This is a genomic window from Micromonospora chersina (genome assembly GCF_900091475.1).
In the GTDB taxonomy this organism is placed as follows: domain Bacteria; phylum Actinomycetota; class Actinomycetes; order Mycobacteriales; family Micromonosporaceae; genus Micromonospora; species Micromonospora chersina.
Map to the genome: position 1 here is coordinate 2,761,758 of NZ_FMIB01000002.1, position 18,863 is coordinate 2,780,620.

Consider the following 18,863-nt stretch of genomic DNA (forward strand, 5'->3'; position numbering starts at 1 on the left):
ACGCGGCGGGGCGGACGCCCGCCTCCGGAGAGGGTCAGTCGAGCAGGGCGTCCAGGCCGACGGTGAGGCCCGGCCGGCGGCGCACCTCGCGCACCGCCAGCAGCACGCCGGGCATGAACGACGCCCGGTCGTACGAGTCGTGCCGGATGGTCAGCGTCTCGCCCGTGGTGCCGAACAGCACCTCCTGGTGGGCGACCAGGCCGGCGGCGCGGACGGCGTGCACGCGTACCCCGTCGACCTCGGCGCCGCGGGCGCCGGGCACCTCGTCCCTGGTGGCGTCCGGCGTGGGGCCGAGGCCGGCCTCGGCGCGGGCCTGGGCGACGAGCCGGGCCGTGTGGGTGGCGGTGCCGCTGGGCGCGTCCAGCTTGCGCGGGTGGTGCTGCTCGATGATCTCGACGGACTCGAAGTGCCGGGCCGCGCGGGCGGCGAACTGCATCATCAGCACCGCGCCGATGCCGAAGTTGGGGGCGATCACCACGCCGACGCCGGGCCGGCCGGCCAGCCAGCCGCGCACCTGGTCGAGCCGCTGCTCGGTGAAGCCGGTGGTGCCGACCACCGCGTGGATGCCCTGGTCGATGCACCACTGAAGGTTGTCCATGACGACGTCGGGGGTGGTGAAGTCGACGACCACCTCGGCGCCGGCGACGGCGGAGCGGTCGTCGCCCTGGTCGATCGTCGCCACCAGGTCCAGGTCGCCGGCCGAGTCGACGGCCTTGCAGACCTCCATGCCCATCCGGCCGCGGGCGCCCAGCACGCCGACCCGGACCGCCTCGGCCGGGTTCTTCTCCTGCTCGTCAGTCACGGGGCACAACCTATCCCAATCGGGACGGGGCCACCCCGACGGACCGGGAAGCGGGACGGTCAGCGCGCGGCGAAGGCGGACTCGTCGAACGGGCCCACCACGGCGAGGGACATCGGCCGGCCGAGCAGGTCGGCGGCGAGGGCGTTGACGTCGTCCAGGGTCACCGCGTCGACCCGGGCCAGCAGCTCGTCGACGGGCATGAGGTTGCCGTAGAGCAGCTCGCCCTTGGCCAGCCGGCTCATCCGGGAGCCGGTGTCCTCCAGGCCGAGGACGAAGGAGCCCTTGCTCATCCCCTTGCCCCGGGCCAGCTCGGCCTCGGTGATCCCCGTGGCGGCCACCCGGGCCAGCTCGGCCCGGGTCAGGTCCAGCACCTCGTCCACCTTGCCGGGCGCGCAGCCGGCGTAGACGGCGAAGAGGCCGCTGTCGGCGTACTGGCTGGCGTAGGAGTAGACCGAGTAGGCCAGGCCGCGCTGCTCGCGGATCTCCTGGAACAGCCGGCTGGACATGCCGCCGCCGAGCACGTTGTTGAGCACGCCGAGGGCGAAGCGGCGCTCGTCGAGGCGGTCGATGCCGGGGCAGCCGAGGATGACGTGCGCCTGCTCGGTCTCCTTCGGCTCGACCACGGTGGCGGCCGGCCTGGTGCGTACCGCCGGGGTGGCCGACCGGTGCGGGGCCGGCGCGGCCGGGTCGGTGTCCAGCGGGGTGCCGCGCAGCGCCTGCCGGACCAGCTTGACCACGGCGGCGTGGTCGAGGTTGCCGGCGGCGGCGATGACGATCTGCGGCGCGGTGTAGCGGCGGCGGTAGAAGCTCTGGATCTGCCGCCGCGTCATCGGGGTGACCGTCTCCTCGGTGCCGGAGATCAGCCGGCCGAGGGGGTGGTCGCCGTAGACGGCGCGGGCGAAGAGGTCGTGCACCTCGTCGCCGGGCTCGTCGTCGTGCATGGCGATCTCTTCGAGGATGACGCCCCGCTCGGTCTCCACGTCGGGGGCGGCGAGCACCGAGTCGGCGACCAGGTCGCACATGACGTCGATGGCCAGCGGCAGGTCCTCGTCGAGGACCCGCGCGTAGTAGCAGGTGTATTCCTTGGTGGTGAAGGCGTTGGTCTCGCCGCCCACCGCCTCGATCTCCGAGGAGATCTCCAGCGCGCCGCGCTTGTTGGTGCCCTTGAACAGCAGGTGCTCCAGGAAGTGTGCGGCGCCGGCCTGCGGCCCGGTCTCGTCGCGCGAGCCGACCGCCACCCAGATGCCGAACGAGACGCTGCGCATGGCCGGGATCGCCTCGGTGAGCACCCGCAGGCCGCTGGGGAGCACGGTCCGGCGGACGGTGCCGCCCAGCGGGTCGTCGCTGAGCGTGCGGGTGACCGCCCGGGCGGCTCCGCCCGCGGGGCGCGCGATCCCGGACGACGTCACCCCCCGTCGAGCCGCCGGGGAGGACGAACGCCGGGTCCGACTCACGAGGAACCTGCTCTCAGTTCGACGAGGGGTGGGTGGTGCGGGGGTGACGAACGAAGCCGGCCGGGTGACGCCGTGGGCGTCACCCGGCCGGTCGATGGATCAGCTGTGCCGGGTCCGGCGCCGCGGACGGCCGTCGCCGCCGCCCTCGCCGCCGCCCTCGCCACGCTCCGGGCCCCGGCCACCGCGCTCGCCGCCACGCTCACGGTCGCCGCGGTCCCGCGGGCCACGGTCGCCGCCGCGGTCCCGGCCGGCCGGACGCTCGCCGGCGGCGGCCTCCTCGGCGGCCGGCGCCTCGGCGCCCTCCGGGCGGACCTTGTCCAGGTAGATCTTGCCGCGCTGGTCGATGTCGGCGATCTCGACCTCGACCTTGTCGCCGACGTTGAGGAAGTCCTCGACCTTCTCGACCCGCTTGCCGTCGCCCACCTTGGAGATGTGCAGCAGGCCGTCGCGGCCCGGGAGCAGCGAGATGAAGGCGCCGAACGCGGCGGTCTTCACCACGGTGCCGAGGAACCGGTCGCCGACCTTCGGCAGCGTCGGGTTGGCGATCGCGTTGATCCGCTCGACCGCGGCCTGGGCCGACGGGCCGTTGGTCGCGCCGACGTAGATGGTGCCGTCGTCCTCGATGGAGATCTCGGCGCCGGTCTCGTCCTGGATGGCGTTGATGGTCTGGCCCTTCGGGCCGATCACCATGCCGATCTTGTCGACCGGGATCTTCACGGTGGTGACCCGCGGGGCGTAGTCCGACATCTCGGCCGGCGCCTCGATGGCCCGCTGCATCACGTCGAGGATCGTCTGCCGGGCCTCGTTCGCCTGCTGGAGCGCGGCGGCCAGCACGTCCGACGGGATGCCGTCGAGCTTGGTGTCGAGCTGCAGCGCGGTGACGAAGTCCCGGGTGCCGGCGACCTTGAAGTCCATGTCGCCGAACGCGTCCTCGGCGCCGAGGATGTCGGTGAGCGTCACGTACTGGGTCTTGCCGTCGACCTCGTCGGAGATGAGGCCCATGGCGATGCCGGCGACCGGCGCCTTCAGCGGCACACCGGCCGAGAGCAGGCCCAGCGTCGAGGCGCAGACCGAGCCCATCGAGGTGGAGCCGTTGGAGCCGAGGGCCTCGGAGACCTGCCGGATCGCGTACGGGAACTCCTCGCGCGACGGCAGCACCGGGATGAGCGCCCGCTCGGCCAGCGCGCCGTGGCCGATCTCGCGCCGCTTCGGCGAGCCGACCCGGCCGGTCTCACCGGTCGAGTACGGCGGGAAGTTGTAGTTGTGCATGTAGCGCTTGCGGTTCTCGGGGGACAGGGTGTCCACCATCTGCTCCATGCGCAGCATGTTCAGCGTGGTGACGCCCAGGATCTGGGTCTCGCCCCGCTCGAACAGCGCCGAGCCGTGCACCCGCGGCAGCACGCCGACCTCGGCGGTCAGCGGGCGGATGTCGCGCGGGCCGCGGCCGTCGATGCGGACCTGCTCGCGCAGCACGCGGTTGCGGACCTCGGACTTGGTCAGCGACCGGAAGGCGGCGGACAGCTCCTTCTCGCGGCCCTCGAAGCGACCGCCGAGCTCCTCGGCGACCTTGGCCTTGACCCGGTCCAGGGCCTCCTCGCGGTCCGCCTTGCCGGCGATCTTGAGGGCCTCGGCCACCTCGGCGCGGGCCACGTCGGCCACCGCCTCGTAGGCGTCGTCCTGGTAGTCCAGGAAGACCGGGAACTCGGCGACCGGCTTGGCGGCCACCTCGGCCAGCTCGCTCTGCGCGCGGCACAGCTCGCGGATCGCCGGCTTGGCGGCCTCCAGGCCGCTGGCCACGATCTCCTCGGTCGGGGCGGTGGCGCCGTCGGCGATCAGGGCCACGGCGTGCGGCGTCGCCTCGGCCTCGACCATCATGATCGCGACGTCGCCGTCGGGCAGCGCCCGGCCGGCCACGACCATGTCGAAGGTGGCGCGGGCCAGCTCCTCCAGGGTCGGGAAGGCGACCCACTGGCCGTCGACGTGCGCGACCCGGGTCGCGCCGATCGGGCCGGAGAACGGCAGGCCGGAGAGCTTGGTGGACATGGAGGCGGCGTTGATCGCCACCACGTCGTACGGGTGCTGCGGGTCGAGGGCCAGCACGGTCTCGACGACCTGGACCTCGTTGCGCAGGCCCTTGACGAACGACGGGCGCAGCGGCCGGTCGATCAGCCGGCAGGTGAGGATGGCGTCCTCGCTGGGCCGGCCCTCGCGGCGGAAGAACGAGCCGGGGATGCGGCCCGCGGCGTACATCCGCTCCTCGACGTCGACGGTCAGCGGGAAGAAGTCGAACTGCTCCCGGGGCTGCTTGCCGGCGGTGGTGGCGGAGAGGACGACCGTCTCGCCGAGCTGGGCGATGACGGAACCGGCGGCCTGGCGGGCCAGTCGGCCGGTGGAGAAGGTGATCTCACGGGTGCCGAACGACCCGTTGTCGATCACGGCGGTGCGGGATTCGGTGCCGAGGTTGGTCTCGGTCATGTGCTGTGGTGCTCCTTCGCGTCGTCGGCCCACGACACGGGGAACTGCTCAGGCGGCCGGTCTTCGATCGAAGCGCCCGGGTGGCCGGCATCATGCCGGGATTCCGGGGGCCACTACCGGAGACCGGTGCTGACCGGCTCCCTCTCGGGTTGTCGCGCGGCCGGGTTCTTCGGTGGTACCGGAACGGGGGAGCGGCCGACCGGCCACTCCCCCGTCACGTCATCGGCGCAGACCGAGCCGCTCGATGAGCGACCGGTAGCGGTTGATGTCCTTCTTCTGGACGTAGTTGAGCAGCCGACGGCGACGGCCGACCAGCAGCAGCAGCCCACGGCGGCTGTGGTGGTCGTGCTTGTGCACCTTCAGGTGCTCGGTGAGCTCGGCGATCCGCTTGGTGAGGACCGCGACCTGCACCTCCGGCGAACCGGTGTCGCCCTCGGCGGTCGCGTACTCCGCGCGGATCTTGGCCTTGGCTTCCTGGTCGAGCGCCATGTTCTCCCTGTTTCGTGGAACGTTCGATGAGGTCCGTCGGATCGGTCGGAGCGACCGGGAAACGGACCGGTTCCTCGCACCCGCGGCGTCGTGCAGGCACGCGAGGCCCCACGTCGGTCAGCCGACGTCACCGCAAGACTACCAGCCCGGCGGGGAAGCGCCCGGTGAAGGGCCACGAAGCGCTCAGCCGACCGCCCGGCGGGTCCGCTCCACGTCCTCGGCGATCTGGGCCACCAACGGTTCGATCGCGTCGTACGTCCGTTGTTCCCGCAGGTGCGCCACGAAGTCCAGGGCCAGCCGCTCGCCGTACAGGTCGCCGGTGAAGTCCAGCGCGTACGCCTCCACCCGGCGCTCCCGCCCGGAGAAGGTCGGGTTGGTGCCGATGGAGACCGCCGCCGCCAGGGGCTCCCCACCGCGGCGCACCAGCCGGGCCGCGTACACCCCGTCGGCGGGGACCGCCGCGTACCTGTGGGTCAGCAGGTTGGCGGTCGGATAGCCCAGCTCACGCCCGCGCTGGTCGCCCCGGACCACCACGCCCTCCACCCGGTGCGGGCGGCCCAGGGCGGCGGCCGCCGCGGCCACGTCGCCCGCGTCGACGCACGAACGGATGTACGTGGAGGAGAAGACCGTGCCCGCCTCGGCGACCAGCGGGGCGCCCTCCACGCCGAAGCCGAAGGTGCGGCCCAGCCGCTCCAGCAGCGCCACGTCGCCGGCCGCCCGGTGCCCGAACCGGAAGTTGTCGCCGACCACCACCAGCGCGGCGTGCAGGTGCTCGACCAGGATGTCGTGCACGAACGCCTCGGCCGGCAGCCGGGAGAACTCCGGGGTGAACGGCACCACGCAGAGCACGTCGGCGCCGAGCGCCTCGATCAGCTCCGCCTTGCGGGCCGGCTCGGTGAGCACGGCCGGGTGCGAGCCGGGACGCACCACCTCGGCCGGGTGCGGGTCGAACGTCACCACCACCGACTTGACACCCAGCTCGCGGGCGCGCGCCACGGCGTGGCCGATGGTGGCCTGGTGGCCCTTGTGCACCCCGTCGAAGACGCCGATGGTGACCACCGAACGCCCCCAGCCGCCGGGCGCCGCCTCGTACCCCCGCCACCGCTGCATGCCGCTCCTCCCCTGTCCGCCCACGCCGTCAGGCGGGGGCCAGCACGATCTCCGCGCGGGCCCGGCCGTCCCGCTCGCTGACGATAGCGATCAGCCCGCCGTCCGGGCCGAAGACCGCGTACGGCCCGGCGATGCCGGCCGGGTCCAGGGGCCCGCCGTGGGACAGCACCCTGGCCTCCTCCGGCGTGGCGTCCCGGCGCGGGAAGAACCGGCCGGCGGCCGTGTCCAGCGGCAGGTTCACCACGTCGGGCGCGCGCTGCTCCAGCGTGTCGAGGGTGGCCGCCTCGGCCAGGGTGAACCCGCCGACCGCGGTGCGGCGCAGCGCGGTGAGGTGGCCGCCGACCCCGAGGGCCAGGCCCGCGTCCCGGGCGATGGCCCGGATGTACGTCCCGGACGAGCAGGTCACGTCCACGTCCACGTCCACCACGTCCGGGGTGTCCCGGCGGATCGCCAGCACGTCCAGCCGGGAGATGGTGACCCGCCGGGCCGGCAGCTCGACGCTCTCGCCCTCGCGCACCCGCTTGTACGCCCGCTGCCCGTCGATCTTGATGGCGCTGACCGCGCTGGGCACCTGGTCGATCTCGCCGGTGAGCGCGGCGAGCGCGGTGCGGACCGCCTCGTCGGTGACCGCCCCGGCCGGGGTGCTGGCGATGACGTCGCCCTCGGCGTCGTCGGTCACCGTCGCCTGGCCCAGCCGGATCGTGGCGGTGTAGCTCTTGCCGGCGCCGATCACGTAGGTGAGCAGCCGGGTGGCCCGGCCCACCCCGATCACCAGCACGCCGGTGGCCATCGGGTCCAGCGTGCCGCCGTGCCCCACCCGTCGGGTCCGGGCCAGCCGCCGGATCCGGGCCACCACGTCGTGCGACGTCATGCCGCCGGGCTTGTCGACAACGATCAGACCGTCTGTGCTCACGACCGCAAAGCCTGCCAGACGGCCGCGATCGGCCCTGCGGGGGATACCGCCCTGATCGAGCCGGATGTCAAGATCGTGAGCCCCTCGCCGCACTCGTGCCCGCGAGCACGACGAGCAGCGACGACATGAACCGCTGGGAACCGAGATGACCGAGCACCCCCCGACCGTCGAACCCCACCGTCCCGACCAGCCGTACCCGCCCGGCGACGGGCTGGGGACGGTCCCCGACTGGCTCCGCCAGCCGGCCACGGCGGCCGAGCCCGACCGCTCCGACCGGTTCCGCATCTGGCTGGCCGACCACTCGGGCAAGCTGCTCGGCGGCGTGGCGGCCCTGCTGGCGCTCGTCTTCTTCGGGCTCGTCGCCACGGGCGGCTACCTGGGCGTCCAGCGCTGGGCGGACGGGCCGGCGGCGTACCCGACGATCAGCCAGCCGGTCGGCGAGCAGGCCGTCTCGTCGGCGTCGCCGCCCCCGGCCGCCGGCGCCTTCGACGGCACCCCGGCCGCCGACTTCCCGGAGGGGGCGGCGGGGATCGCCCTGCCCGCAGCGAAGCGGACCGGGCCGTTCACGGAGAAGCAGGTGGCCGCCGCGCTGGCCAAGGTCCGCAAGGCACTGGTGACCGCACGGCTGGACCGGACGTTCATCACCTCGAAGGATCCGGACCGGCTGCTGCGGCAGTTCGCGCCGGACGCGCGAGCCGACCTGCGCAAGGACTTCGCCTCCGACGTCTTCGCCACCTACGCCACCCGGCTGGCGCCCGGCGCGCGGATCACCGCGGACCCGCCTCGGGTGAAGGGGCGGATCAGCTACCGGGCCACGAAGGACGCCGGGGGCATCCGCATCCTCGAGATCACCAGCAACTTCGTCTGGGCGTACGCCTTCCACACCGCCGGCGGGGTGCCCGGCGACGGGGTGGTAGTGGTGCACGACACGGTCGTCTGGAGCGTGCCGCACAGCGGCGACGTGCGGAGCGGCTCCAACGGGCTCTGGATCGAGAAGGCCGACTCGTACGGCTCCAACATCGACTGCGCGGCCTTCGACAAGGGCCTGCTGGACGTCGGCAGCCCCACCTACGGCGGACCGGAGGACCCGGACCCGGACGCCGTCTTCGACCCCGACCGCACCCTCGACATCCCGGACACCTGCTGAGCTCACCCGGGGAGCACTGCACCGATTCGTTCCAGCCCTGCTGAGGAGGGAGTCGGGGGCTACCGCGTCGGGCGACAAGGTGGGACACTCACTGACATCTCGCCCACTCCTGACCGGAGGCCGCGATGACCGACGACCGGCCGGACTCCGCACCACCGCGCCACCCCACGCCCGCCCAGCGGCCCGGACCGCCGGCGGCGGCGCCGGAGTGGCCGCGCCGCCCCCCACCCGGCGCCTTCGGTCCGCCTGGCGCGGCCGGTCCGCCCGGCGGGGCCGGTCCGGGCCGCGACGGCGGCCGGCGGGGCTGGCGGAACTCCGGTTCCCTGCTGACCGGCGTCACGGCACTGCTGCTGCTCGCCTTCGTCGGGGTGGTCGGCGGGGCCGTCCTGGTGTCGATGCCGTCCGCGCGCGGGCGGCCGGTGGTGTTCCCGACGTTCGGCCCGCCGTCCGGCGCACCGTCCCCCACGTCGGCCGCGCCGGCCGCCACGTCCGCCGCGCCACCCCGGGCCGCCGACCCCTTCGACGGCACCCCGGCCGCCGCTTTCCTCCAGGGGGAGGCGGGGATCGTCCTGCCGGCCGCGAAACGGACCGGCCCGTTCACCGAGAAGCAGGTGGCGGCCGCACTGGCGAAGGTCCGGAAGGTCCTGGTGACCGCGCGGCTGGACCGCCAGTTCATGACCGGCGACGACCCCGAGCCGCTGGTCCGGCAGTTCGCCCGGGACGCCCGAGGCGGCCTGCGCAAGGCCTTCGCGTCCGACACCTTCGCCGCGTACGCCACCCGGATGGCGCCCGGCGCCCGGCTCACCGCGGACCAGCCCAGGGTGCGGGGTCGGATCAGCTACCGCGCCACAAAGGACGACGACGGGATCCGCATCCTGGCGGTGACCACGAACTTCGTCTGGTCGTACGCCTTCCGCACCACCAGCACGGTGCCGGGCGACGCGCTGGTCGTCGTGCACGACACGGTGGTCTGGAGCGTGCCGCATCCCGACGACGTCGAGAGCAGTTCGACCGGGCTCTGGATCGAGGACGCGAACGCGTACGCCGCCAACGTCGACTGCGCGGCGTACGACAAGGGCCTGCTCGACCTGGGCACCCGCAGCTTCGACGGCCCGGAGCTGGACGCGGTCTTCGACCCCGCCGCGACGCTGGACCTTCCCGACACCTGCTGAGGGGGAACCCGGAGCCGCCGCGGCGCACCCTCGGCCGCCGCCTCTCCGACCTCGTCGACGGCGTGCCGGCGCTGGCCGCGGCACGGCGCCGGCTCTGGGCGTGGCGGGGGCGCACCCGGTTCAGCGAGCGGCACCCGGTGGTCTCCGCGATCGCGTCCTTCGTGGTGGTGGCCGTGGTGGCCACCGTCCTGGTGGTGGGCACGCTCTACCTCTTCCACAAGATCAGGCAACAGGAGATCTGACCGGACGCGCCGCTCCCGAAGGATCCGCAGGCCCTGGACGACCCGGACCACCCGATCGCCGTGCCGACCCACTGCTGACCGGCGACTCCACCTGCTCCAGTTGCGGAGGGGGCGTCAGCGGACCGCGCCGACCACCGCCCAGCCGCCGGAGCGCAGCCGCAGCAGCAGGGCGACGAGCCGGAGCACCACGAACAGGGTCAGCCCGGCCCAGATCCCACCCAGCCCGAGGTCGAGCCCGTAGGCCAGCCAGATGGCCGGCAGGAAGCCGCCGAGCGCCGCCACGATGGTGAGGTTGCGCAGGTAGCGGACGTCCCCCGCGCCGATCAGCACGCCGTCGAGGGCGAACACCACGCCGCCGATCGGCTGGAGCGCCACGAACCACGGCCAGGCCACCATGGCCTGCTCGCGTACCTGCGGATCGGAGCTGAACCACGACGGCACCAGGCCGGCGCCGGCGGCGATGAGCAGCGCGAACGCCACGCCGCAGAGGCCGCCGAGCAGGGCGATCCGCCGGGCCAGGGCGCGCGCCGCGGCGGCCTCCCCGGCGCCGAGCGCCGCGCCGATCAGGGACTGCGCGGCGATCGCCAGGGCGTCGAGCACCAGGGCGGTGAAGAACCAGAGTTGTACGGCGATCTGGTGCGCGCCGACCGCGGCGGCGCCGAACCGGGCCGCCACGGCGGTCGCCGACAGGAAGCTGGCCTGGAATGCGACGCCACGGATGAGCAGGTCGCGGCTGAGCGCGAGCTGCTGGCCGATGAGCCGGGGCCGGGGGCGCAGCGGGACCCGCTCGCGGACCAGGGCCGCCGCGAAGAGGCCACCCGAGATGGTCTGCGCGACGGCGTTGGCCACGGCCGACCCGGCCAGGCCGAGCCCGGCCGGGTAGACAAGCAGCGGGCAGAGCAGCGCCGAGAGCAGGTTGGGGCCGAGCACGAAGAGCAGCGGCCGCCGGGTGTCCTGGATGCCGCGCAACCAGCCGTTGCCGGCCGCCGCGAGCAGCAGGCCGGGCGCGCCGAGCGCCGCGATCCGCAGCCAGGTCGCGGCGGCGTCGGCCACCTCGCCGGGGCCGCCCACGAGGGTACGCGCCAGCCAGCTACCACCGACCTGGATGGCGAGCGCCACCAGCACGCCGACGCTCAGGGCGAGCCAGGACGCCTGCACGCCCTCGGCCACGGCCGCGGCCCGGTCCCCCGCGCCGAACCGCCGGGCCGACCGCCCCGTGGTGCCGTACGCGACGACGGTGCCGAGCCAGGCGGTCAGCGTCAGCACGGTGCCGCCGACGGCGAGCGCGGCGAGCGGAACCCGGCCCAGGTGCCCGACCACGGCGGTGTCGACGAGCACGTAGAGCGGCTCGGCGGCGAGCACCACGAGGGCCGGCAGGGCGAGCGCGGCGATCCGCCGAGCCGTGGCGGACGGGGCGGCGGGCGCGACAGTCTGACTCATCGCCGCCGATCCTGGCACGCTAGCCGTAAGGTACGCAACCCCGGGCACTACTTACCGTCCCGGCCGCCCCCCGCGGCGATCATGACGTTGGCGGCGGCTCCGGAGACGACGAACGCCGCCAACCTCATGATCGAGGCGGCGGCGCGGGGGCGAGGGAGGGAGGGGGTCAGCCGGCGGTGACGTCGTGGGTGCGGCGTCACCGCCGGGCGGCCACCGTCACTGACGGGTGTCCATCGAGGTCTGCAGAGCGCGGCGCATCTGCTCGCGCGCCTCGTCGGTGGTGTTCTCGGTCTGCGGCTTGCGCTTGGTCGCCATGGGAGTTCCCTTCCAGGGTGCGGACCACCGGCACACGGCGGCCCTACGGGGCGTCCGACCCCTCCCGCCCGGCGCGTTCCACCGCGCCGCGACGTGAAGCCGTCGGTCTGCTGAGCGCCGGCAGCGGTCCGGGATCACCGGAGCGGCTCCCTGGCAGCGTGAGCCCGGGTCGGTCTGACCCTGGAGGGAGGGAGCACCGGGTGTGGCACCACCGCCCATGACCAGCGCCGAAGCGCCGGCCCCCACCCAAATTAACGTTCACTTTCCAGATGCTGCCCACTGTTCCCGCGATACGGACACCGGAGAACGCGCCTCAGCGGGCCAGGAAGTGCCAGCCCAGCCACCACCAGAACCCGAACAGGCCGATCCGGCCCACCGGCACCGGGCCGACCTCGTACCGCATCACGAAGGCGCAGACGTCGGCCAGGGACGGGATCCGGGAGCCCTCCCGCCGGGCGGCCCACTCGACGGCCGCGAAGAGCAGCAGCGCGGCCAGGAAGCCGCCGATCGCCAGCGCGCGCATCATCGGCGGACCAGCCCCCAGAACGCGGTCAGCCAGGCGAACCAGGCCGCCGAGCGGACCAGGTGGTCCTCCAGCAGCGGGTCGGCCAGCCGGGAGAAGGTGGGGAACTCGTCCCCCACCGACAGCACGAACGTGGCTCCCTCGAACACCCCGAACACGGTGACCGGGAGCAGCCACCAGAGCGCGCCGGGCGGCAGCCGCGTCGGCGCCGGCCGCCGGGGCGGCACCCGGTTGCTCAGACCGACCCAGATCAACGCCCCGCCGGTGCCCAGGGTGTAGAGGTTGGCGGCGGCGGAGAAGGAGGGCATCTGCCCGCCGACCAGCGAGAGGCAGATCAGCACCGGCACGGAGACGACCGGGCGGTCCCAGGCCCGGGGCGCCTCGACGGTGAGCTCACGGGGGTGATCCATCACCCGATTGTCCCCAGCGTCACGGAGCGCGGGAAGACCGGCACGCCCCGGAGTAACCCCCGGTTCCGACCCCGAGCCGCTGTGGGTCAGGCGGGCAGCAGGGCGCCGGACAGCTCGGCGCGGATGCGCTCGACCACCTCGTCGACAGTGCCCCGCCCGGTGAACCCGGCCGCGAACCGGTGGCCGCCGCCGCCGAGCACCGTGGCCACCCGGCTCACGTCGACAGCGCCCTTGCTGCGCAGCGAGACCGCCCACTCGTCGTCGCCGGCCTGCTTGACCACGCAGCTCACGTCCGCCTCGGCGGTGCAGCGCACCGAGTCGATCAGGGCCTCCAGCACGTACGCCGGCTGGTCGTGCCGGGCCAGGTCGTCGCGGGTGGCGTAGGTCCAGACCAGCCCGTGCCCGGCGGCGGCCGCCAGCTCCAGCCGGGCCCGGCCCAGCACCTCACCGAAGAGGCGGACCGCGCCGAAGGGGCGGGTGTCGAAGATCCGCCGGGAGATCTCCCCCGGCCGGATCCCGGTGGCCAGCAGCCGGGCCGCCAGCTCGTGCACGGCGGGCGTGGTGGCCTCGAAGCGGAACGAGCCGGTGTCGGTGCTCAGCGCCACGTAGAGGCAGGCCGCGATCTCCGCGTCCAGCGCCACCCCGAGCCGGTCCAGCAGGCCGAGCGCGACCACCGAGGTGGCCGCCGCGTGCGGATCCACGAGGTGGATGCCGCCGAACCCGGTGTTCGAGGCGTGGTGGTCCAGCACCAACGCGGTGCCCGCCTTGTCCAGCCGGTCGACCAGGTCGCCCAGCCGGGACTCGCTCGCCGCGTCGAAGCAGATCACCAGGTCCGGGTCCGGGTACGCGTCGTCCTGCCCCACGAGCAGCTCCGACCCGGGCAGCCAGCGGAACGGCTCGGGCACCTCCGGCGGGCCGGGGAAGGTCGCCTGGAGCTGCCGTACGCCCAGCCGGCGCAGGCCCAGCCCGAAGCCGAGCATGCTGCCCAGGGCGTCGCCGTCCGGGTTGATGTGACAGATGAGCAGCACCCGCGCCGTGGCGGGGAGCCCGCGTACCGCCGCGACGGCGGCCGCCCAGTCGGTGTCGGTCGGGCCGGCACCGGCCGGCGGCCCGCCCGCGGCGGAACCGGTCACCGGCGGTCGCCGCCGCGCGGCTCGTCGTCCTCGGTGTCGGCGTCCTCGACCTCGTCGGTGTCCTCGTCCTCGACCCGGTACGGCTGGGGCTCGCCCGCGTACTGGGCCTTGGCGGCCAGGCGCTGCACCTCGGCGTCGGCGTTGCGGGCCGCCGCGAGCAGGTCGTCGATGTGCTTGACCTGGTCCTGCACGTCGTCGAGGACGAAGGTCAGGGTCGGCGAGTGGCGCAGCCCGAGCGCCTTGCCGACGGTGCTGCGGAGCATGCCCTTGGCGCTCTCCAGCGCCGCCGCGGTGCTGGCCTGGGCCGCCGCGTCGCCGAGCACGGTGTAGAAGACCGTGGCGTCGCGGAGATCGGCGGTGATCCGGGCGTCGGTGATGGTGATCATCCCGAGCCGGGGGTCCTTGATCTGGCTCCGCACCACCGACGCGACCAGTTCACGGATGCGCTCCGCGTGCCGGCGTACCTTGGCCGGATCCGTCATGTCCCCCACCTCCAGGGCTTCGTGCCTGCTACGACGGCTCCGGCCCGGCGCGTCCGACGCCGGCCCGCTACGACGACCTCAGCTCGGCGCGTCTGACGCCGCGCCGCCACCTGAAGCCGTCGCGGGAGCCGTCGGCCGGAGACGGACGGCGCGGGCGCCGCCGGGTCCGACCGCCCAACATCCCGAACATTACCCGCGCGATCGCCGCCCCCGCGCGGGGCCGCCCGTGCCGACCGGGAGGGCCCGCTCAGTCCTCCTCGCCGTGCAGGCGACGGCGGACCGACAGCAGTTCGATCTCCGGGCGCGCGGCCACCAGCCGCTCGCAGGAGTCGAGCACCTCGCGGACGTGCGCCGGCTCGGCGGCCACCACGGCCACCCCGATCTGGGCCCGGCCGTGCAGGTCGAGCGCCCCGACCTCGGCGGCGGACACCTCGAACCGGCGGAGCGCCGCGACGATCGGCCGGACGTACGACCGCTTGGCCTTCAGGGACCGGGAATCCCCCGGGAGCAACAGGTCGAATTGCGCGGTTCCGGTGTACACGGCGAGCAACGGTACGGCAGGAGCCCCGCCCCGGTCACCCGTTTTGGTCCCCGGGCGCTACCGCCACCAGCACGTCCCGCTCGATCGCCTGGTCGACCCGGTGCGCGAGGTCCCGCCAGCCGGGCCCGTCCACGACGCGCAGGCCGGCCTCGGCCAGCACCGCCTCGGCCGCCGCCCGCGGGGCCACGTGGGTGTTCCAGGACAGCCCCAGCGCCCCGCCCGGGCGCAGCAACTCCCGCCAGACCGGCACGGCGGCGCCGAGCAGGTCCAGCGGGCTGCGGGAGAGCCCCGCGTCGCTGCGGCTGCCGTGCGCCACCCCGTACGGAGCGTCGGTGACTATCACGTCGGCGCAGCGGGGCCGGAGCGCCTCGCGGGCCCGGGTGGTGTCGGCGTGCAGCACGGTCACCCGCTGGGTCGCCCCGGCCCGGTGCGCGTCCCGGGACGGCGCGATCACCGCCTCGAACCGCCGGGCCACGAGCTTCCGGTCCCGCCGCACCGGCACCATCTCGGCGGTGTGCTTGAGCCGCTTGCGGCGCAGCCAGGTACGCAGGAACGCCGCGTACGCGTCGACGTCCTTGCCGTCGTGCTCCACGCCGATGCCGTCGTAGCCGTACATGAGCGCCTGGTTGAGGGTGGTTCCCCGGCCGCAGAGCGGGTCGAGCACCACGACCGGTCCGTCCAGCATCCGGGGCGCCGAGGCCGACGCCAGCACGGTGACGTTGAGCAGCAGCCGGGTGAACTGCTCGTTGGTCTTGCCGGCGTACTTGGGGATGGTGATGAGGTCGGAGTCGTACCGGGCGAGGGGGTGCAGCGGCACCGGCCGGAGCAGGTCGTCACCCACCCGCTCGAAGAGCGCGTACGCCGCCGACAGGTTGGCCAGGTGGGCCAGGTCGCGGGCGCCGAGGCCGGGTTCCGGCGCGGCGAAGGTCAGGTACTCCACCCCGCCGATCCGTTCCACGGCGGCGTCGGCCGGCGGCGCGTCGAGCACCCCCGACCCGGCGAACACGGTCAGCTCGGCGCGGGCGAGCCGGCCGGCGGCGTCGGCGTAGACGCGGTTGGCGGAGGGGGCGAGGAGCAGCGCGTACCTGAGCACGCCCGAGATTGTCGCAGCCTGCGGAAACGGCGACGGCCGGGACCCGCAGGCCCCGGCCGTCTCCGTCGTTCACACCGCTCAGGCGCGCGGCTTCTCCCGCATCTCGAAGGTCTCGATGATGTCGCCGACCTGGACGTTGTTGAACCCGCCCAGCGTCAGACCACACTCGAAGCCTTCGCGGACCTCGGTCGCGTCGTCCTTGAACCGCTTCAGGGAGCTGATCGTGAGGTTGTCCGCCACGACCGCCCCGTCCCGCAGCAGCCGCGCCTTGGCGTTGCGGCGGATGAGGCCGGACCGGACGATACAGCCGGAGATGTTGCCGATCTTGGACGAGCGGAAGACGTCGCGGATCTCCGCGGTGCCCAGCTCGACCTCCTCGTACTCCGGCTTGAGCAGACCCTTGAGCGCGGCGTCGATCTCCTCGATGGCCTGGTAGATGACCGTGTAGTACCGGATCTCCACGCCCTCGCGGTCGGCGATCTCGCGGACCTTGTTGGCGGCCCGCACGTTGAAGCCGATGATCGTGACCGCCTCGGACGAGGCGCTCGCGAGCATGACGTCGCTCTCGGTGATCGCGCCCACGCCCCGGTGGATGATCCGAAGCTGGACCTCCTCGGGGATGTCGAGGTTGAACAGCGCGTCCTCGAGGGCCTCCACGGAACCGGAGACGTCGCCCTTGAGCACCAGGTTGAGCGAGGTCTTCTCGCCCTCCTTGAGCTGCTCCATGAGCGTCTCGAGGGTGGCCCGGCCACGGGAGTTGGCGAATGCCGCCGCCCGCCGTCGCGCCTGCCGCTGCTCGGCGATCTGCCGCACGGTCCGGTCGTCCTCGGCGGCCAGGAAGGTGTCACCCGCACCCGGCACCGTGGTCAGACCCAGCACCATGACCGGACGCGCCGGACCGGCCTCGTCGACCGGCTTGCCGTTCTCGTCCAGCATGGCGCGGACGCGGCCGTGCGCCCCACCGGCGACGATCGAGTCGCCGGCACGGAGCGTGCCCTTCTGCACCAGCACGGTAGCCACCGCACCACGGCCCTTGTCCAGGTGCGCCTCGATGGCGACACCCTGCGCCGGCCCGTCGATCGGAGCGGTCAGCTCCAGCGACGCGTCGGCGGTCAGCAGCACGGCCTCGAGAAGCTCCTCGATGCCGATGCCGGGCTTGGCCGCCACGTTGACGAACATGGTGTCGCCGCCGTACTCCTCGGCGACCAGACCGTACTCGGTCAGCTGCTGGCGGACCTTGTCCGGGTTCGCCTCCGGCTTGTCGACCTTGTTGACCGCGACCACGATCGGCACGTCCGCCGCCTTGGCGTGGTTGAGCGCCTCGATGGTCTGCGGCATCACGCCGTCGTCGGCCGCCACCACCAGGATCACGATGTCCGTCACCTGGGCACCACGGGCACGCATGGCGGTGAACGCCTCGTGACCCGGGGTGTCGATGAAGGTCACCGCGCGGTCCTCGCCCTCGTGCGGGACGTGGACCTGGTAGGCGCCGATGTGCTGGGTGATGCCACCCGCCTCGCCGGCCACGACGTTCGCCTTGCGGATCGCGTCGAGCAGCTTGGTCTTACCGTGGTCGACGTGACCCATGACGGTCACGACCGGCGCACGGCTGACCAGGCGGTCCTCCGACACCACGGCGTCGAGGTCGATGTTGAACTGCGCGAGCAGCTCGCGGTCCTCGTCCTCCGGGCTGACGATCTGCACGTCGAAGCCGAGGTGCTCACCCAGCAGGAGCAGGGTGTCGTCGGAGCAGGACTGGGTCGCGGTCACCATCTCGCCCAGGTTGAACATCTCCTGGACCAGCGAACCCGGGTTGGCGTTGATCTTGTCGGCGAAGTCCGACAGCGAGGCGCCACGGGACAGCCGGACGACCTGACCCTGACCCCGGGGGGCACCCGAGGACATGGTCGGGGCCGACAGGTTGTCGAACTCCTGTCTGCGCTGCTTCTTCGACTTGCGACCGCGGGTCGGCCGGCCACCGGGACGCCCGAAGGCACCCGCGGCGCCACCGCCACGGCCACGACCGCCACCACCCGGACGGCCACCGCCGCCGGCCGGGGCACCCGGGCGGAAACCGCCGCCGGGAGCGCCACCGCCGCCACCGGGACCGCCGCGGTAGCCACCGCCACCGCCACCGCCACCGGGACCGCCGCGGAAACCACCGCCGCCGCCACCGCCACCGGGACCGCCGCGGAAACCACCGCCGCCACCGGGACGGCCCGCGCCGCCACCGGGTCCGCCACGACCGCCACCGGGACCGCCGGGGCGACCCGTGGTCGGCCGCTGGCTCGGCATGGAGGCCGGGCTGGGCCGGGGCGGCATGGACGCCGGGCTGGGCCGCGGCGGCATGCCCGCCGGGCTCGGCCGGGGACCGCCGGCACCGGCGGCCGGGGGCCGCTGCTGCTGGCCACCCTGGATACCGAACGGGTTGTTGCCGGCGCCGCGCGCCGGCGGACGACCACCCGGCCGGGCACCCGGGCCCGGGGTCGGGCCACCGGGACGGCCGGCGCCCGGGGCACCCGGACGCGGCGGCGCCGCGTTCGGACCCGGACGCGGCCCCGGACGGGGACCACCCTCGGTCGGGGGCTCGCGGCGGACGTTCTCCCGCTGCTGCTGGCGGGCGGCCTGCGCGGCCTTGACCGCGGCCTCCTGCTCAGCCTTGAGGGCGGCGGCGCGCGCCTCGGCGGCCGCCACCTCGATGTCGTGCGCGCTCGCCGGCTTGGCGACCGGGGTCGCCGCCTGCGGCGGGCCGGGGACCGGGCCCTTGGGCTTCGGTCCAGGGGTCGGCGCGGCCGGCCGCCGGGGCGGCATCGGCTTGGCCGAGACCCGGGGGGCGCCCGGGGTCGGGGACGGCGTCGGGGTCGTCGCCGGGCTCGGGGCGGCCGCCGGCGGGGCGGCCGGCGCCGAGGTGCCACCGGCGGACGCGACGAATGCGCCACGCAGCCGTCGGGCGACGGGCGCCTCGACGGTGCTGGACGCGGACTTCACGAACTCGCCCATCTCCTTGAGCTTGGCGAGAACGGTCTTACTCTCGACCCCGAGCTCCTTGGCGAGCTCGTGTACGCGGGCCTTTCCTGCCACTGCACTCCTCACTCCGAGGTCGTGCGGGCAGCACCCGCAGC

At 74.1% G+C, this 18,863-nt stretch carries 17 protein-coding genes; 3 read left to right on the forward strand and 14 right to left on the reverse strand.

The window, feature by feature from the left end; all coding sequences use genetic code 11:
* Positions 1-34: 34 nt before the first annotated feature.
* The 6 genes from dapB to truB form a co-directional block, all read right to left on the reverse strand.
* A complete protein-coding gene (gene dapB, locus GA0070603_RS12510) occupies positions 35-802 on the reverse strand; it encodes a 4-hydroxy-tetrahydrodipicolinate reductase (RefSeq protein WP_091312158.1) in 768 nt (255 codons plus the stop codon).
* A gap of 59 nt (positions 803-861) precedes the next feature.
* Positions 862-2,211 carry a M16 family metallopeptidase gene (locus GA0070603_RS12515; protein WP_091312162.1) on the reverse strand — a complete coding sequence of 450 codons (1,350 nt, stop codon included), beginning with the start codon at positions 2,209-2,211 and terminating at the stop codon, positions 862-864.
* A gap of 144 nt (positions 2,212-2,355) precedes the next feature.
* A complete protein-coding gene (locus GA0070603_RS12520) occupies positions 2,356-4,731 on the reverse strand; it encodes a polyribonucleotide nucleotidyltransferase (protein WP_091312164.1) in 2,376 nt (791 codons plus the stop codon).
* Between the two features lie 219 nt (positions 4,732-4,950).
* Positions 4,951-5,220 carry a 30S ribosomal protein S15 gene (gene rpsO, locus GA0070603_RS12525; RefSeq protein ID WP_043962418.1) on the reverse strand — a complete coding sequence of 90 codons (270 nt, stop codon included), beginning with the start codon at positions 5,218-5,220 and terminating at the stop codon, positions 4,951-4,953.
* Positions 5,221-5,403: 183 nt separating this feature from the next.
* Positions 5,404-6,330 carry a bifunctional riboflavin kinase/FAD synthetase gene (locus GA0070603_RS12530; RefSeq protein WP_091312167.1) on the reverse strand — a complete coding sequence of 309 codons (927 nt, stop codon included), beginning with the start codon at positions 6,328-6,330 and terminating at the stop codon, positions 5,404-5,406.
* 28 nt (positions 6,331-6,358) lie between these two features.
* Complete coding sequence (gene truB / locus GA0070603_RS12535) at positions 6,359-7,243, reverse strand: tRNA pseudouridine(55) synthase TruB (RefSeq protein WP_091312169.1); 885 nt, start codon at positions 7,241-7,243, stop codon at positions 6,359-6,361.
* A 145-nt stretch (positions 7,244-7,388) separates the two neighbouring features.
* Here truB and GA0070603_RS12540 point away from each other — a divergent pair, with 145 nt between their 5' ends.
* The 3 genes from GA0070603_RS12540 to GA0070603_RS12550 all read left to right on the forward strand — a co-directional run bounded on the left by GA0070603_RS12540 (position 7,389) and on the right by GA0070603_RS12550 (position 9,804).
* On the forward strand, positions 7,389-8,390 hold the full coding sequence (locus GA0070603_RS12540) for a hypothetical protein (RefSeq protein WP_091312172.1): 1,002 nt from the start codon (positions 7,389-7,391) through the stop codon (positions 8,388-8,390).
* A 125-nt stretch (positions 8,391-8,515) separates the two neighbouring features.
* Positions 8,516-9,562 carry a hypothetical protein gene (locus GA0070603_RS12545; RefSeq protein ID WP_091312177.1) on the forward strand — a complete coding sequence of 349 codons (1,047 nt, stop codon included), beginning with the start codon at positions 8,516-8,518 and terminating at the stop codon, positions 9,560-9,562.
* Positions 9,563-9,624: 62 nt separating this feature from the next.
* A complete protein-coding gene (locus tag GA0070603_RS12550; protein ID WP_244282508.1) occupies positions 9,625-9,804 on the forward strand; it encodes a hypothetical protein in 180 nt (59 codons plus the stop codon).
* Positions 9,805-9,918: 114 nt separating this feature from the next.
* Here GA0070603_RS12550 and GA0070603_RS12555 read toward each other — a convergent pair whose 3' ends face one another.
* The 8 genes from GA0070603_RS12555 to infB form a co-directional block, all read right to left on the reverse strand.
* Positions 9,919-11,244 (reverse strand): MATE family efflux transporter, encoded by a 1,326-nt coding sequence (locus GA0070603_RS12555; protein ID WP_091312180.1) that lies wholly within the window; start codon positions 11,242-11,244, stop codon positions 9,919-9,921.
* Between the two features lie 628 nt (positions 11,245-11,872).
* A complete protein-coding gene (locus GA0070603_RS12560) occupies positions 11,873-12,082 on the reverse strand; it encodes a DUF6186 family protein (RefSeq protein ID WP_172968016.1) in 210 nt (69 codons plus the stop codon).
* Entirely contained in the window at positions 12,082-12,492 is a 411-nt protein-coding gene (locus GA0070603_RS12565; protein ID WP_091312186.1) for a hypothetical protein, read from the reverse strand. The genes GA0070603_RS12560 and GA0070603_RS12565 overlap by 1 nt, the downstream gene beginning before the upstream one ends.
* Before the next feature lie 86 nt (positions 12,493-12,578).
* Entirely contained in the window at positions 12,579-13,625 is a 1,047-nt protein-coding gene (locus GA0070603_RS12570) for a DHH family phosphoesterase (RefSeq protein ID WP_091312190.1), read from the reverse strand.
* A complete protein-coding gene (gene rbfA, locus GA0070603_RS12575) occupies positions 13,622-14,107 on the reverse strand; it encodes a 30S ribosome-binding factor RbfA (RefSeq protein WP_091312194.1) in 486 nt (161 codons plus the stop codon). The genes GA0070603_RS12570 and rbfA overlap by 4 nt, the downstream gene beginning before the upstream one ends.
* Before the next feature lie 247 nt (positions 14,108-14,354).
* Entirely contained in the window at positions 14,355-14,648 is a 294-nt protein-coding gene (locus GA0070603_RS12580; RefSeq protein WP_091312198.1) for a DUF503 domain-containing protein, read from the reverse strand.
* A gap of 34 nt (positions 14,649-14,682) precedes the next feature.
* Positions 14,683-15,741, reverse strand: coding sequence for a TRM11 family SAM-dependent methyltransferase (locus GA0070603_RS12585; protein WP_091312201.1), 1,059 nt, complete (start codon positions 15,739-15,741; stop codon positions 14,683-14,685).
* A gap of 78 nt (positions 15,742-15,819) precedes the next feature.
* On the reverse strand, positions 15,820-18,822 hold the full coding sequence (gene infB / locus GA0070603_RS12590; RefSeq protein ID WP_091312205.1) for a translation initiation factor IF-2: 3,003 nt from the start codon (positions 18,820-18,822) through the stop codon (positions 15,820-15,822).
* Positions 18,823-18,863 lie beyond the last annotated feature (41 nt).

Coding starts and splice junctions, on each gene's coding strand:
- GA0070603_RS12520 (WP_091312164.1), bottom strand. CDS start 4,731: ATGACCGAGACCAACCTCGGCACCGAATCCCGCACCGCCGTGATCGAC.
- rpsO (WP_043962418.1), bottom strand. CDS start 5,220: ATGGCGCTCGACCAGGAAGCCAAGGCCAAGATCCGCGCGGAGTACGCG.
- GA0070603_RS12530 (WP_091312167.1), bottom strand. CDS start 6,330: ATGCAGCGGTGGCGGGGGTACGAGGCGGCGCCCGGCGGCTGGGGGCGT.
- GA0070603_RS12540 (WP_091312172.1), top strand. CDS start 7,389: ATGACCGAGCACCCCCCGACCGTCGAACCCCACCGTCCCGACCAGCCG.
- GA0070603_RS12545 (WP_091312177.1), top strand. CDS start 8,516: ATGACCGACGACCGGCCGGACTCCGCACCACCGCGCCACCCCACGCCC.
- GA0070603_RS12555 (WP_091312180.1), bottom strand. CDS start 11,244: ATGAGTCAGACTGTCGCGCCCGCCGCCCCGTCCGCCACGGCTCGGCGG.
- GA0070603_RS12560 (WP_172968016.1), bottom strand. CDS start 12,082: ATGCGCGCGCTGGCGATCGGCGGCTTCCTGGCCGCGCTGCTGCTCTTC.
- GA0070603_RS12565 (WP_091312186.1), bottom strand. CDS start 12,492: ATGGATCACCCCCGTGAGCTCACCGTCGAGGCGCCCCGGGCCTGGGAC.
- rbfA (WP_091312194.1), bottom strand. CDS start 14,107: ATGACGGATCCGGCCAAGGTACGCCGGCACGCGGAGCGCATCCGTGAA.